Annotated in this window: 11 protein-coding genes, 4 tRNA genes and 1 pseudogene; 4 read left to right on the plus strand and 12 right to left on the minus strand. The window is 44.7% G+C overall.

The features are described 5' to 3' along the window. Positions 1 to 90 precede the first annotated feature (90 nt). Entirely contained in the window at positions 91 to 423 is a 333-nt protein-coding gene (locus L9W92_RS08205) for a spore coat protein (protein ID WP_240083274.1), read from the plus strand. Positions 424 to 875: 452 nt separating this feature from the next. On the opposite strand, the gene L9W92_RS08210 is transcribed toward L9W92_RS08205, so the two are convergent. The 11 genes and pseudogenes from L9W92_RS08210 to L9W92_RS08260 form a co-directional block, all read right to left on the minus strand. Then, positions 876 to 1,847, minus strand: a complete 972-nt coding sequence (locus L9W92_RS08210; protein ID WP_240083275.1) for a hypothetical protein — start codon at positions 1,845 to 1,847, stop codon at positions 876 to 878. Between the two features lie 1,176 nt (positions 1,848 to 3,023). Further along, on the minus strand, positions 3,024 to 6,473 hold the full coding sequence (locus L9W92_RS08215) for a [FeFe] hydrogenase, group A (protein ID WP_240083276.1): 3,450 nt from the start codon (positions 6,471 to 6,473) through the stop codon (positions 3,024 to 3,026). Positions 6,474 to 7,106: 633 nt separating this feature from the next. Beyond that, positions 7,107 to 7,238, minus strand: coding sequence for a hypothetical protein (locus L9W92_RS18850; RefSeq protein ID WP_282442323.1), 132 nt, complete (start codon positions 7,236 to 7,238; stop codon positions 7,107 to 7,109). Between the two features lie 90 nt (positions 7,239 to 7,328). Beyond that, positions 7,329 to 7,944: pseudogene (gene istA / locus L9W92_RS08225) on the minus strand (IS21 family transposase); the annotation flags it as partial. A 333-nt stretch (positions 7,945 to 8,277) separates the two neighbouring features. Next, positions 8,278 to 8,353 (minus strand) — tRNA-Cys (locus L9W92_RS08230). A gap of 8 nt (positions 8,354 to 8,361) precedes the next feature. Continuing rightward, positions 8,362 to 8,436 (minus strand) — tRNA-Gly (locus L9W92_RS08235). A gap of 40 nt (positions 8,437 to 8,476) precedes the next feature. Continuing rightward, positions 8,477 to 8,552 (minus strand) — tRNA-Phe (locus L9W92_RS08240). A 7-nt stretch (positions 8,553 to 8,559) separates the two neighbouring features. Next, positions 8,560 to 8,636, minus strand: a tRNA-Asp gene (locus tag L9W92_RS08245). A 126-nt stretch (positions 8,637 to 8,762) separates the two neighbouring features. Continuing rightward, the gene (gene speB / locus L9W92_RS08250; protein ID WP_240083277.1) at positions 8,763 to 9,635 is read right to left on the minus strand and encodes an agmatinase; all 873 of its coding nucleotides are present in this window, start codon (positions 9,633 to 9,635) and stop codon (positions 8,763 to 8,765) included. 15 nt (positions 9,636 to 9,650) lie between these two features. Continuing rightward, positions 9,651 to 10,478: a polyamine aminopropyltransferase gene (gene speE, locus L9W92_RS08255; protein WP_240083278.1), complete on the minus strand. Its 828-nt coding sequence runs from the start codon at positions 10,476 to 10,478 to the stop codon at positions 9,651 to 9,653. Between the two features lie 32 nt (positions 10,479 to 10,510). Next, a complete protein-coding gene (locus L9W92_RS08260; RefSeq protein ID WP_240083350.1) occupies positions 10,511 to 10,909 on the minus strand; it encodes a pyruvoyl-dependent arginine decarboxylase in 399 nt (132 codons plus the stop codon). Here L9W92_RS08260 and L9W92_RS08265 point away from each other — a divergent pair. Next, entirely contained in the window at positions 10,839 to 10,991 is a 153-nt protein-coding gene (locus tag L9W92_RS08265) for a hypothetical protein (RefSeq protein ID WP_240083355.1), read from the plus strand. The two genes, L9W92_RS08260 and L9W92_RS08265, sit on opposite strands and share 71 nt — an antisense overlap. 202 nt (positions 10,992 to 11,193) lie before the next feature. Continuing rightward, positions 11,194 to 11,670 carry a general stress protein gene (locus L9W92_RS08270; protein ID WP_240083279.1) on the plus strand — a complete coding sequence of 159 codons (477 nt, stop codon included), beginning with the start codon at positions 11,194 to 11,196 and terminating at the stop codon, positions 11,668 to 11,670. 78 nt (positions 11,671 to 11,748) lie between these two features. Here L9W92_RS08270 and L9W92_RS08275 read toward each other — a convergent pair whose 3' ends face one another. After that, positions 11,749 to 12,618, minus strand: a complete 870-nt coding sequence (locus L9W92_RS08275) for a TIM barrel protein (RefSeq protein WP_240083280.1) — start codon at positions 12,616 to 12,618, stop codon at positions 11,749 to 11,751. A gap of 503 nt (positions 12,619 to 13,121) precedes the next feature. Between L9W92_RS08275 and L9W92_RS08280 the strand changes: the two genes are divergently transcribed. Then, a complete protein-coding gene (locus tag L9W92_RS08280; protein ID WP_240083281.1) occupies positions 13,122 to 14,510 on the plus strand; it encodes an ABC transporter substrate-binding protein in 1,389 nt (462 codons plus the stop codon). Positions 14,511 to 14,577: the final 67 nt, after the last annotated feature.

A 14,577-nucleotide genomic window follows, 5' to 3' on the forward strand; every position in this document is an offset into this window, starting at 1 on the left:
CTACGGGCTCCTTCCATCCCGCCTATACCGGCAGTTTCAAAGAAGTTAATAAATTTCCAGTAAAATATGTGGCCAAGTGCTGCATTTTAAATGGCCGAAAATGCTGTATTTTTATTGACCGTTCACAAAGCCATGCAAAGATATCAGGTTCCACTGCCGCCACGGCAACCAAAAGGCACTGATTTTTCGGTAAATATGGATATAGCCAGAGATCAAGGGATGTTTCGCATTATTTTGTCCATGACCCAGACAGCTCTCAGCTTACATACTAAAGCAATAAATATATGTACCAATAATTTTCTTAGAAATATGTTTACGGATTTCCTTAATGAAGAAATCGAAATTTATAACCTATTATTGGAATACGGCGAATCAAAAAACTGGGTATATAGCGCACCGAATTACAGTAACTCAAGTACTTAAAAAAGCTCTAGTTTCAGATACGAAAAGCCAGGATAGACGCGGTGACTCCTGGCTTTCATATGTGCGCCCGGCATGGGCGCAGTCTAACGGGTGAAAGTCCCTAGTGCGGGTTGATAGTGCCAAGCATATAGCCAAGGGCAAGGGTGTCCATCGCGAGGTGGAATCTGAAGGAAGCCGGAGGCAAACTTCTGGTCTGACGAACAGGAACCACATTAGGCATATGTAAGCTGGGTAGTTAGAGTTTTTTCCTAATATTATTCTCAATAAAAAATGTTGCTTTCATATCAGCACAATACGTATGCCTAAACTGCCAGGCATACAAAAAAAAACCACCTATTCGGTGGTTTTCTCGGTCTATAATTCAGTTTAAGTATGTTGCCTCATATGCCCAGCAGTCAACGCTCATTATCGGATCTCTCCAGCAGTTCAAATTAACAACGGCCGGTCCAATATCAGAGATGCCTCAATTCCTTTTTTAGTTCTTTATTCCCTAGCTTACGTCCTATCTTTTGGGATTCTCCCGTCTGCTCCTCATACTGAAGCCCCGAATGCATTGATAACAGCGCATTCATGGCAAACTGGTCCGGATCCATTTCCCAGTGATTGAATTTTCGGGTTTCCTTACTCGGGTATACAAAGGTATAGTAGACATCTGCATCGGTAGGCAGAATTTCATTAAGAAGTGGTGCACATCCACCGCACGGCTGGCGCTCGGTATAGACCGGGTCGATAGAGATATGATTGTTTTGCCGGACCTCGCTGGCCGTATGGGTACCGCCGAAGTCTCCGGTTGGCCAAGTAGTAACCTTGATGTCCTGGAGTTCGTTATTGTCATTACCCACAGTGAGCCAGCATTCCTTTTCTGAGTGATACTGGTCGCTGCTTTCTGTGGTCGGTTGATCGTTTACCCAAAAGGTGGCGTAATTTACGCCCGTAAAGTCATCGTTGTTCCCCCGTTCGTCGCGGACCTCGTCTACCATGGGGTCGTCATAACCCACCTGATGTAGGTTGTAGCCCTGGATGACCTCCGCTCCGCCGGGCGGAATAACCTTTGCCGGCGGCTGTCCCTGCTCCTGTGGCGACTTTTTCATCGCTCGGTTGCCGACGGTCCTTTGTACCCGTTCATCGTTAATGCCTGAGCTTTTTTGCTGAAGGGTGGGATAAAACCGGTCCCTTGCCTGCATTACCACCTGCCGGTCCTTATACGGCAGGTGTCTTTCCTGCCTGAGTTGGATTGGTTTGCCCCGGGTGTGAGTTAACGCTCCCAATTCAGCAGGCTTATCTGAATTATAACGCAACTTCACGTCACCCGGCGATAATCCTGACTGCTCCTCCATACCTGATCTCAAGCTATACGGCAAACTTGTATTGTTTTCTTTTTTCTGAAAAGGTTCAGATAAAATTTGTTTAGAATTTTCATTCATAAGTCCTGCTTGCCTGAAAAGTTGGCAAACTGCCAAATTACCAATTGTCTTCTGAAGTTGCATAACATGAGCATATGTCAGTGATTGAGGATTGATCTTTGCTCTCTGAATAATAGCTGCTGGATGTGAATCTTTTATTTGCGGCATCTGTTTTGATTGATTTGACTCTGATACGGTATTGTTTTTTTGTGGTACAGCAAATTTCTCATGTTCAGGCATAAAGCACCTCCAACAATCGCTAAAATACACTAGTGGACATTGTCTTTACTAATCAACCCATAGAAATCATATCAGGCATTTTTACATATTTTTATAATTATATCACAAAAAACTAATAATTTTACCGATATTTGTGGCTTAAAATATAAAATCGTACAGAACGCTATACTGGCTCCGCCGAAGGAAAAAGGACTTATTAAACCCTACCTACTATCAAAATTTACGAGAACCCAAAACAAATATGCTTATAACTTCCCCTATGGCGGCTATATATCTTCTATAAGCTCTCAGCGGGTCATAAAAATAACCTTGAAGAGTAGTTCAGCGAGAAGAAAGAAAACCACTCCGAAAAAAGTGGCTACATACAGGAAGCTTTGTTTTTTATTTTAACATGCCTAGGATGATCGACAGAATGACACTCGATTTAAACCGTTTAGTAAAGGATTTGCAGCCTTAAAATTAAGTATTTTTAGGTTTTTATAGATTTCCCCCGTTCACAAAAACCCCATAAAATAAGGCTTTATTATTTTAATCATAGATAGCATAGATATAAAAAAACAGGGTAATACTCAAAAACCCGTGACTGTTTTGTGACTAAAAAGAAATATAAAATAAAAGTGGCAAGGTTTTCCATCTCTGAAAACCTTGCCGTTACTGGTTTTGGGGAGGCGACACCCGGATTTGTCATAAAGCCGTGAAACCAAGTCCCCGCAAATACAGTAAATATTATCGCTATGTGTAGAAAGAACATAGCGCGGCGGCATCTTTACCGCCAGAAAAGTTCTCCAACAGCCCCCGCGAGGTCGTCTTTGTCCAGGCATTGTAATCAAGTAGGAGACTTCTACTATAACTACCGCATAGCATAGGATTTCCTCTTAAATGCAGGTAACGCCAATTCATTAATTATTCTGCCGATTTCTTCTGTCTTGATTCTGCTTTGCCTGGGTTAATTCAGGTTTATTTTGTCTGGATTATACGCTGATAAAGGTTGTCGAGATTGAACTCTTGAATTTGTTTTCCGTCAAGGGTCATATAAACCCATTCAACCGGATGGTTTTCTTTTAAGCGGATTGTTTTCACTTCAATGAAGGAATCCATCTTCTGCTGTTTGATCTTTGCTTTGATTCCATTGAAAAGCTCAACCGATCCCCTGCCTGAACAGGATTCACATATGCAAATGGTAAGCTCTCTGGTTTTAAACGCAGAGTCGGCCTTCTTTCTATTAGTACTATAAACCGGGTCATGCCTTACCGGGCTATAGTGGGTATGCAGCAAGTCATGCGCAAGCTGAGAGTTTGCTTCCCCGTAAAATTCCTTGTACAGCCTTAGAACATCAGGGTTTTCCTGGGATTTACGATATTGCGAAATCTGATCGATATGCACCAGTACTTGCTGGCGTTTTTCTAGTTCGTCAATCTTCTCCGGAACAGGGTGCCCTGCCCCACAGATGCACCCACCGGGGCATGCCATAACTTCGATCAAGTCATAACCAACGTCTACACCTTGGATAATTTTTTCAATGATTGGCTCGACATTTTGTAGACCGCTAATGACAGCAACGCGGACTTTTGTGCCGTTGGCTTTAACAGTAGACTCTTTGACCCCCTCAAAACCTCTTATTTCTTCAAAGTCCAGATGTTCAGTCAGAGCTTTTCCGGTCAGTTTCTCGACCGCCATCCGCAGGGCTGCCTCTGCAACCCCACCCGATGCACCAAAGAGAATACCTGCACCGGAAACTTGCTTGTAGGGCTCATCGAATTCTTGCGGGATAATTTCCCGGGTATCAATCCGCTTCAGGTGCACCATTTCAAGCATTTGGCTTGAGGTGAGGACAGCATCAATATCGCGGATTCCGTCAGAAGCGAATTCAGGACGGTCAGCTTCAGATATCTTAGCAATACAGGGAACGATAGAAACGACATACAAGTCTTTTTTATCAATGCCGCTCAGCCTGGTGTAATGATTTTTTACGGTTGCGCCCATCATCATTTGTGGGGATTTACAGCTTGAAAGGTGTGGGATCATTTCAGGGTAGCGCCTTTCAACAAAATTTACCCACCCGGGACAGCAAGACGTAAATTGAGGTATGACACCTTTTTTCTCTATGCGATTTAAGAACTCTGTTGTTTCTTCGACAATAGTCAGGTCTGCCGCAAAGGTGAAGTCAAAAACCTTATCAAAGCCCATCTTTTTGAGCAGGCCAGCCATAAAAGAAGAGGCTTCATCAAACGGTATACCAAAATGCGAGGATATAACACTGCGTACTGCAGGTGCGACAAAGGCAACAACGGTTTTGCCGGGATCATTGATCGCCCTGAAGACTTTTCCTTCTTCACTGCGGTAATTGAGTGCTCCACAGGGACAGGCATTCACGCATTGACCGCAACTGACGCAATCCGTATCTTCAAGGCGAAGACCGCTTTTGGTACCAACTAGTTGACGGCCATGTTTCATATAGAAGGTGAGAATATCCGGCCCTTCAACCTCAGCACAGGCAGCGATACAGCGCCCGCAAGAGATACACCTGGTATGATCGCGCCTTATAATCGGATGATCTTCAACGATAGGGATATACGGACGTTCATGAGCCGGTTTAACATATTCAATTCCATGATAGCTTGCTTCTTTTCTTAAATCGCAATTGTACCGCTTATCGCAGCCGCATTGAAGACAGCGGCGTGCTTCCTCTCTTGCCGATTCTTCCGTGTACCCCAATTCAACTTCATTGAAATTGCCTTTACGAGCAGCAAGGGAAAGAACCGGCATTCTTGCACGTTCAAGCCTGGGCAATCGATCAAATTCACCTCTTGGCAGGTCTTCCAGGGTACCACGGCTACAGCTATAGTCACTATGTGTTTCCTTAACATAACCTTTGGTCAGCAAACTGTGCATCGCCTCAGCCGCGCGACGGCCTGCCGCAACAGCCTGAATGACGGTAGCAGGTCCGGTAACACAGTCTCCTCCGGCAAAGATATTGAATTCAGAAGTCTGTGAGGTCTTACCGTTAATTTCGATATCACCCCACTTGTTCAGCTTAACCGGCAGGTCATGATATAAGAATTGGGTGTTTGTGCTTTGCCCGATGGCTCCAATTACCGTATCTGCCTCGATCACTATATCCCTGCCCTCGACCGGGACCGGACGACGGCGGCCGGAGCGGTCCGGCTCGCCAAGAGCCATCTTGATGCAATGCAGTTTCTTCTTACACCCCTCAGGGACAATCTTGCCCGGCGCCATTAAGAAGAGCATCTCGACCCCTTCATATAAGGCTTCCTCTACTTCAATAGGTTCAGCAGGCATTTCTTCCCTGGTACGGCGATAGATCAGCTTTACGGACTTGGCCCCTTTACGAAGAGCGGTGCGGGCACAGTCGATCGCTGTATTTCCGCCACCGATAACCACAACCGTGTCCCCCAGCGGCAGGTCCACGCCGCTGGCCACCTGTTCGAGATATTGTATGCCTAGCCATACCCCTTTCAAATTTTCTCCTTCAATATGCAAAGGGGTTGCACGCCATGAGCCAATCGCAAGATAAACAGCGTCAAAATCCTTACGCAGGTCCTCAAGCATAATGTGGGTACCGAGCGCTTTCCCCGTCATGATCTTTACGCCCAGGCTCTTAATAATCCCAATCTCTTGATCCAGCGTCAATTTGGGCAGCCGGTATTCAGGAATACCATAACGCATCATTCCCCCGGCCAGAGGTTGACGTTCAAACACCGTCACGTCATGACCTTGAATTGCGCTGTAATAGGCAGCTGAAAGACCGGAGGGACCCGCGCCGACAATTGCAACTTTCTTCCCGGTGGTACGATTTTTAGGTGGAATCCACTGCTGCTTGCGAGATAGATCCCAGTCGGCAATAAACCGCTTGACATTGTTAATGGCCACCGGTGAATCAACCAGATTGCGCCGGCACTGTTTCTCACAGGGATGCGGGCAGACGCGGCCGCACACAGCCGGGAACGGATTGCTATCTTTAATCACGCGTAGCGCTGCCTCGAAATTACCGTTCGCCGCATGATGAAGATAAGAGTGAATATCGATGTTTGCCGGACAAGTCATCACACAGGGAGCAACACAATCCGCATTGTGGTCGGATAGGATTTGCTCAAGACGAATTTTCCTGTAGCTTTCCAGCTTGGCACTATTGGTAACGATTGCCATACCCTCTTTAATCGGGGTCTGACACGCTTTTACATCCCTTACGCCGTTTTGGTCACTTAACTCAACCACACATAGCCCGCAGTTGCCGTTTGACCGTTCAAGCCGGATATCATAGCAGAGATGCGGAATCTGGATATCCTCCTGCAATAAGGCCTGCAGAATGGTTAGGTCATCATATACTTCAATGTTGCGTTTGTTAATGGTAACTTGAATCCGTTTGTGGTTCGTGATTTTTTTCACATTTACCCCCCCAAGTGCTCCTGAAAAGTTTTTGATTACGAATTCGATTGTAAAAGATACGCGATATGTTTATTATTAGTGAATTTGGGAACTTGTTAGATAAATATGATCTATTACTTACCGGGACACCAGAATATTATAACTAATTATTACTTATAAAACAATAGCTTGATTCAGTCTATATTTATTAGTTCCCCTCGAAACAACAAACATTACTACCAATAACTTATAAATTAAGGAATATTAGCTGAATAAGGAAGCAATCTCTACACCTAATATTGATATTTTTATAAAATTGCTGTAACGTAACGATTATTAAAAATTAGTGGTATTAAGTAACGTAAGGTTGGGGGTGCATCCCTTGTAGTATATTAATACTAGCGTTTCGTGACCGGAATGTCATTTGAGGAACGTTTTGGGCTGCTGGTCGATGCCGAGTGGGCCGCTCGCAAAAGCAACCGTATGATCCGTCTCATCAAAAATGCGGACTAACTCCATGCGGAAGAAGAAAGGCATAAACGGATAAAACCACTGCTCAGAGGGGTGAATAATCCGTAGTAAAATGAGCCACTGTTTCGAAATGAGAGAGCAAATGCTCCGGTCTTTATGAACCAACCTTCCGGTTGAGGAGAGTTACTTGCTCAAGGGTTGTGGACAGTGCCATCCTGTGGACAACCCTACCGGGTTGACCACAGGGCTTGGATAACGCTCCGCGTTATCCACACTGCCCACAACCTCGGCTATTATAAAGAACTTAATATTCATGCGTCGCTTCACTCCGATTATGATTATTTTTACTTGGAATTATAGAATCGAATTAGGAATACGCTATTGGCTCACCCTTCACCGGAACGCTTGCAGGACTTTTTTAACCGCTGTTTTTAAGTTATCGTAGGTGATTATATGGAATCCCATTCATGAATTCAAAGCATCGAATATGCCCGTCAAAAAATGCTTCCTGTTTTTCAAAGGGGTAAGCTTGTACGTAGAATCCGCCGGAACCACGAAGTTTCATTACGAAGATATGTGCTTTTTTTTCTTTCCCGTTCAAGTATATATAGGCGTCTGTCCAATCCACTTCAGCATAAGTACCTAGCTCGAATTCTAAAGGCAGGAAGGCTTCGCGCTGTTTTTTATGTTCTTTGCGAAGATAATCGGTTAAAGTGGTGTACCCGCCTGTATAACCGGCATCTTTTAATGCTTCAAAGATTTTTGTACCGGTATGTCTCTGCTTACGGTGCCTTGTTTTATCATCTTCAAGGATTTATTTAATCATGGGTATATAAGGTCCAAGCACCGGATGGTTTTTATCTTTAGTTAATTGATATTTAGGTGGCACAGGTTCATCTGTGGATAGATATTTGGAAATTGTATCGCGGTGGATACCGGTTCGCCGGTTAATTTCCCGGATACTTAACTCTTCCATGAAGTACATTTTTCTGATATCTTCTAATTGGGCCATCTTAATCATCTCTTTTCCTCCTGCACGTATTAGTCTCGGCAACTTTTATCGTACAGGATTATTTGGTTAAGGTGGCCTATTTTTTAACCAGCATCTGGTACACTTTTAGCTTAGCATTAACAGGCTCTCGTAATATTCAAAGGTGTTCATTTAGGGCGGAGAAGATGTTTAACGGCAACGGAAGCTATGCACAATCTTCGCGGAACGCATGAACGACATCAAACGGTCAAGCCGCACTCACACGACGGAATATTCATATATGAACTTTTTTGCTGATCCGTTTAGGACAACAACAAAAATAAAAACTGATAATCACAAAGGATTATCAGTTATCCTCTCAGATGGAGGCGACACCCGGATTTGAACCGGGGAATGGAGGATTTGCAGTCCTCTGCCTTAGCCACTTGGCTATGTCGCCGCATAAAATGGAGCGGAAGACGAGATTCGAACTCGCGACCCTCGCCTTGGCAAGGCGATGCTCTACCACTGAGCCACTTCCGCACACTAATTATTATAATCTATGAAAAGCAACTTGTCAATTTGGTGCCACGGGACGGAATCGAACCGCCGACACGCGGATTTTCAGTCCGCTGCTCTACCAACTGAGCTACCGTGGCGTGATAATGGCGGAGCTGACGAGAGTCGAACTCGCGATCTCCTGCGTGACAGGCAGGCATGTTAGGCCACTACACCACAGCTCCAATTCCAATTATGATAATTTAGCGAATCCTTATCATTGACATTGTTTAGTATAGCGAAATTGTTGATTGAAGTCAAATATTTTTTTGTTAACACGTAATCAAATATTGAATATTATAACCCCGTTCTTAACGATTATAAGGCCGGGCGAACGAAATTATTGCTTCCCTGACAAGTTTCGCAGCCAGAAGAGCAGTTTGTTCCGCTATATCATAGACCGGACTTACCTCGACTAAATCAAAGCCAACTACATTTAATTCACCCAACAGGTGAATTGCCTTCAAGATTTCCCTGGATGTACAGCCGCCTGGTTCGGCAGTCCCGGTACCGGGGGCGTAAGCAGGGTCCACCACGTCGATATCCAGTGATACATAAACCGGCCTGCCGTTTAATTGCTGAAGAACCTCCTGCAATGGCGGTATGATTTCATTTATATACATATTCGTATTCTCAGAGGCAAAAGCGAATTCCTCCCTGATACCGGAGCGAATTCCGAACTGGTAAAGATTTTTACCGCCGATAACTTCTATAATCCGCCTCATTACAGTGGCATGAGAATACTCTTCACCGAGATATTCATTTCTCAGATCGGCGTGAGCGTCAAAAACAACCACAGCCACATCAGGGTGTAATTTTACAACTTCCCGCAGCACAGCCAGGGTGATCAGATGTTCACCGCCGAGCACAAGCGGGAATTTGCCGTCGAATAATATCTTAGATACTACCCTGCCGATTCGGGACAAACCTTCCTGAATGTTGCCATACGGCAAGGAAACGTCCCCCGCGTCGTAATAACGGTAATCGCCTAAATCTTTGCCCAGATAGATGCTGTACTCTTCCAACCCGTGCGATACCCGGCGAATTTGCTGCGGGCCAAGGCGAGTACCTGGCCGAAAGCTTACCGTAAGATCCATAGGAGCTCCGATAATTATTAATCCGGAATGTTCGTAGCTGTCCGTACATCCGATGAATCCAGTGTATTTTTCAACTAGATCCAGCAATCTTTCTCCTCCTGACTACTTTAGCAATTTTTTTACAAAAGGAGGTAAAATGAAGCAAGTACGATGAATAGCCGGACTGTAAAACTTCGTATCCATATTTTTTATTTTTTTAATATCCACATCAAGCGGATCATATTTCTTGGAGCCCATGGTAAAAGTCCACAATCCGCCGGGGTAACTTGGCACATTGGCCAGGAAAAGGCGGGCCAAGGGAAAAATGCCGGAAACATCTTTAAAAATCCTTTGGACCAGACTACCGTTAAAAAACGGCGATTCAGTTTGAGCGACAAAAATACCGTCTTCATTTAGTGAATTGTAGATGTCACGGTAAAAAGCGGCGCTGAAAAGCCCTTCCGCCGGCCCAACGGGATCTGTGGAATCGATAATGATAATATCATAAGTGTTCTTGTTATTCCTGACGTGCTTGATCCCGTCATCGATCACAACTTCTACCTTAGGATTCTCCAGAGCGCAGCTAATTTCAGGCAGGTATTTTTTTGACGATTCGACCACGGCGCCGTCAATTTCACAGAGGACAACTTTATTTACTGACTGATGTTTGACAACTTCTCTTACCGCCCCTCCGTCGCCGCCGCCGATAATAAGCACTTTTACCGGCCTGGCATGTGTCTCCAGAGCCACATGAACAATCATTTCGTGATAGACAAATTCGTCTTTTATCGTTGTCTGAATGACATCGTCCAATACGAGCATCCGGCCAAATTCAACTGTATCGAGCACAGCCAATTCCTGAAAAGGTGTTTTTTCCTGATGAATGGTGCGCAACACCCGGCAGGAAATAACCATATCTTTTGTCTGGTACTCTTCAAACCATAAGTCCAAAGTGACGGCACCTCCACATACATTAATAAAATTTAATACCAGAGCGGAACAGCAGCCAGGGCGCAGCCAATCTCTTCCACACGGTGTTCCGTGGCTGCTACTTTGGTGCCGACCAATTCCATTCCTCTGGTTTCAAACGCTTCTTTCAACATGTTTTCAATTTTCATTTCCGCGTCAGCCTTGCTGCACTTGCCGGAAAATTCCATTATAACTCCGAAAGTATCTTTTGAAAAGCCCACGCCAACCGCCGCTGCAATCAATTCACCAGGGACATCGCTGATAATGAATCCGTAAGCCGTGGGAACAAGCGAGCCTGGGGGTATTTCCATATCCGGGCAATACTGTACTCCAGGAGGTAAGATGCTGGATACCCGCATTAAATTTAGGTTGCCAATTCTACCTTTTAACAATGCATTATCAAATGCAGTCAAATTACTTTTCCCTTCCGCACTGCCAGCAGTCACAAAAAATTTCTTAGGGGTTGGCAGCATTTCTCAAACCTCCGTAAATTAATTATTTAGCTATACAACATTTTCCTTGTTTTATTAAGTCATAGTCTGCAAACATACAATATTATATCAAAACTGAAAAAAAAATGAACCGGTTATTTCGTTATCTCCTTAAAAAATTATTGTTTACTACAAACTATAGTATAATATTGTTTTAATGTGGCAGGATAAGGATGTTGGAACAATATTTGCAGGAGGGATCTAATTTGCTGAAAACTGTTGTCGGATTATTTGACTCTAGGGACCAGGCGGAAAAAGCAGTCTCCGCGCTTCGTGGACGTGGTTTTTACGAAGAAATATCGGTGCTGGCCGCTGATAAAAGTAAAACTGGCGACACCGGAGAAAACAAAGGAACTGGCGGTAGCATTGCTTCAGGAGTAAGCACGGGCGGCGTGCTGGGGGGCTTGGCCGGCTTGGCTATGGGCGCGGGCGCCCTGGTTATTCCAGGGATCGGGCCGATTCTTGCAGCCGGTCCTATTGCCGGCCTGCTGTCGGGCGCAGCCACAGGAGGCATAGCAGGCGGTCTGATTGACTGGGGTGTTCCGTCTGAACGCGGCAGATATTATGAAGGCAAAGTGAAGGAAGGTAAAATCCTGGCTTCCGTCCGCACAGATGAAAAGAAAATTGAAGACGCTGCCGGAATCATGCGTAAAAACGGAGCAAAGGATGTAGAAACTCACTAAACTAACCGGAATAACTTTCGTGGGACGTGAAACTAAGGCGCTAACAGCTTAAATGTATCCTGCCTGACACGTCCCATTTCATTTTTTATAACTCGCATTTAAAAACTTATAATAGATATCCCGGTAAATTATTGCGTCTTCCGCCTGCCGTTCATCTGATTCACAAATTATTGTAGGCGATAAATTTCTCTCTACCAATAACTCGGCAAGCGGTGTAAAATCCGGCCCGCAGTTATTGTCCATGGTGGTGAGATGCCTCTTTTCACCACCAGCGGTAAATTCAACCGGGCTGAAATGAATATGAAGATTTTGCAGATAAAAGAGTCCAAGTCTTTTCTCTATAGTATCCAGCAACTCGGCAAAAGAAGCTTTATCTGTTAATCCACCGCCGGTTACCGCGTGAATATGCCCGAAGTCAACGGCGGGCCTAAGCTGTTCACCTAACTCACACAACTCCAAAACCTCGTCCAGCGAACCAAGCTGGTTTTTTTTACCCATTGTCTCCGGAGCAAGAATAATACCGGAAAGCCCCTCTTTTTTCACCTCCGCCAAAATCTCTTTTAGGAACTTCTTTGCCCTGGCCAGTATTTCTTTACGGTTACCACCACTCGCCGCTCCAGGGTGAAATACAACCGTTTTAGCGCTCATCGCCCGCGCGACTTTCAATGTTTTTAAGAGGTGATTCTTTGTTTTAACCTGCATTTCGGGGTCTATTGCGCTTAAATTAATGTAATAAGGAGCGTGAATACTTAATTGTATTCCATGCTCCGCAGCCAGTTTCCCCAGGTGGGCTGCCATTTCTTCCCCAATATGCACCCCCCTGCCGCACTGGTATTCAAAAGCGTTTAAACCACGTTTATCCAGCCATTCCGGCATTTCGAGGGAAGATTTATGCTTCTCGGCATAAAAAGAAGCAGAAGCCCCCGCCGGTCCAAAGCGAACGTTCATTTTACCAACTCCTTGTATGATATGGCCAACGGTATAATTTCCAGTTGGTCATATTTATTTTTCAGGTAATTGGCCTTTGGGATATACCCTGGGACAATCACGGTAGAACCGATGGCGGGGCAGTTCATCAACTCCTGCTATTTTAAGTGCTTGTTAAGACTGCTCCCCCAAGCCTTTACTTAATAATAGTTTAATTATACCTCTATTGGTTAGAAAAATATTATAATTTTCATAATCTATAATGGAGGTTTTTTACATATTATACAGAATTTATTATTCAATAAAATTATCGAGGTGGTATTTTGCTGAAACATAGTTCGCGCAAACTGGTATTAATACCAATATTCCTTATTATTATAATTACAGCTTTGCATTTGTGCCTTACTGACAATATGCTGTTTTACGGATTATTTTTTAAAAAAACAGGCACCCTTTTATACGCCAGAGGCGGGGACTCTGTTACACTTGATCCGGCCGTCTCCCAAGACGAGGAGTCCAATAAAGTGATTTCCAATATTTTTGAGGGCCTTGTCCGTTTCAAACCTGGCACAACCGAAATAGAACCCTGCCTGGCTGAAACCTGGCAAGTATCCGCGGACGGACGGGAATGGTTTTTTTACCTGAGAAAAAACGTTAAGTTTCACGATGGAACACCTTTCAATGCTGAGGCTGTGCAATTCAGCGTGGAAAGACAGATGTTACCCAACCGCACAGAGGACATGGCTTACGCCCCCTTCGTCTTCGGTATGGTTGAGAGTGTAAAAGCCATTAATTCTTATACGGTTAAGTTTTCTCTCAAGTATCCTTACGCGCCTTTTTTAAACAATCTGGCCATGCCGGCGGCGGCGCCTATAGTAAGCCCCGCCGCCGTTTCAGCTTTAGGAGATAATTTTAGCGCCAACCCCGTTGGCACGGGACCGTTCAAATTCGGAAGCTGGGAAAAAGGAGAAAAACTAATTTTAAACGCAAACCTTGAATACTGGGGGAAGCAGCCTCAATACGACCGATTGGTATTTACGGTCGTCAAAAACAGCAGGTTAAGGTCACTGTCATTAAAAATGCGCATGGCTGATATAATTGATGGAATCACTCCTTCAGATGCCCGGCTTTTAGAGCAAAGCGGCTATTCAATAATTAAAAAAACAGGTCTGGATCTAAGCTACCTCGGATTTTTCACTGATAAGAAACCTTTTGACAACCCTGAAATCAGGCGGGCGATAAGTATGTCCATCGACAGGGAACAAATAATAACAAGATTATTCCATTCGGGTGCACACGTGGCAAACGGTCCGTTGCCTCCCGGTGTCCTGGGTTACGACCCGGGTACCCGTCCCCCCCCGTACGACCCTGACGGCGCCAGGGAATTGCTCACCCGCAACGGATTGGCGGAAGGTACTAAAATAACAATTATTACTTACACAAACACCAGAGTATATAATCCCGCCGGGGGGGAAAAACTGGCCGCGGCTATCCGGTCGGACTTAGCGCTGGCAGGCATTGACGTGGAAATAAAAGCCTATCCCTGGCAGCAGTATAAAGAGGCATTATTCAATGCAGAAGGCGATGCTTTTCTTTATGGCTGGATCAGTGATAATGGAGACCCAGATAACTTCCTATACACTTTATTATCATCATCGCAGATTGAAAGTGGTCTGAATATCTCTCATTACCGCAACAATGACGTTGACCAGCTATTAATAAAAGCCCAGCAAGATAATGATCGCCTGTCACGGGAGGAACTATACCGCAAAGCTGTGAAAACTATTGTTCAAGACGCGCCATGGGTCTTTCTTAACAACAGCGTCAGCCTGGCGGCAACATCACCAAGTATAGAAGGGTTTTTCCTGTCCACCGAAAACAATTCATTAGCCACTGTAACAAAGAGAAAGTAAATAGACTATAAGTTTACTCGGGTTGGAGCAGCGCAGCCATTAGGGCGATTTTGTCAGACCATTATCT

The sequence above is a fragment of the Pelotomaculum terephthalicicum JT genome (genome assembly GCF_022410535.1).
Classification (GTDB): domain Bacteria; phylum Bacillota; class Desulfotomaculia; order Desulfotomaculales; family Pelotomaculaceae; genus Pelotomaculum_D; species Pelotomaculum_D terephthalicicum.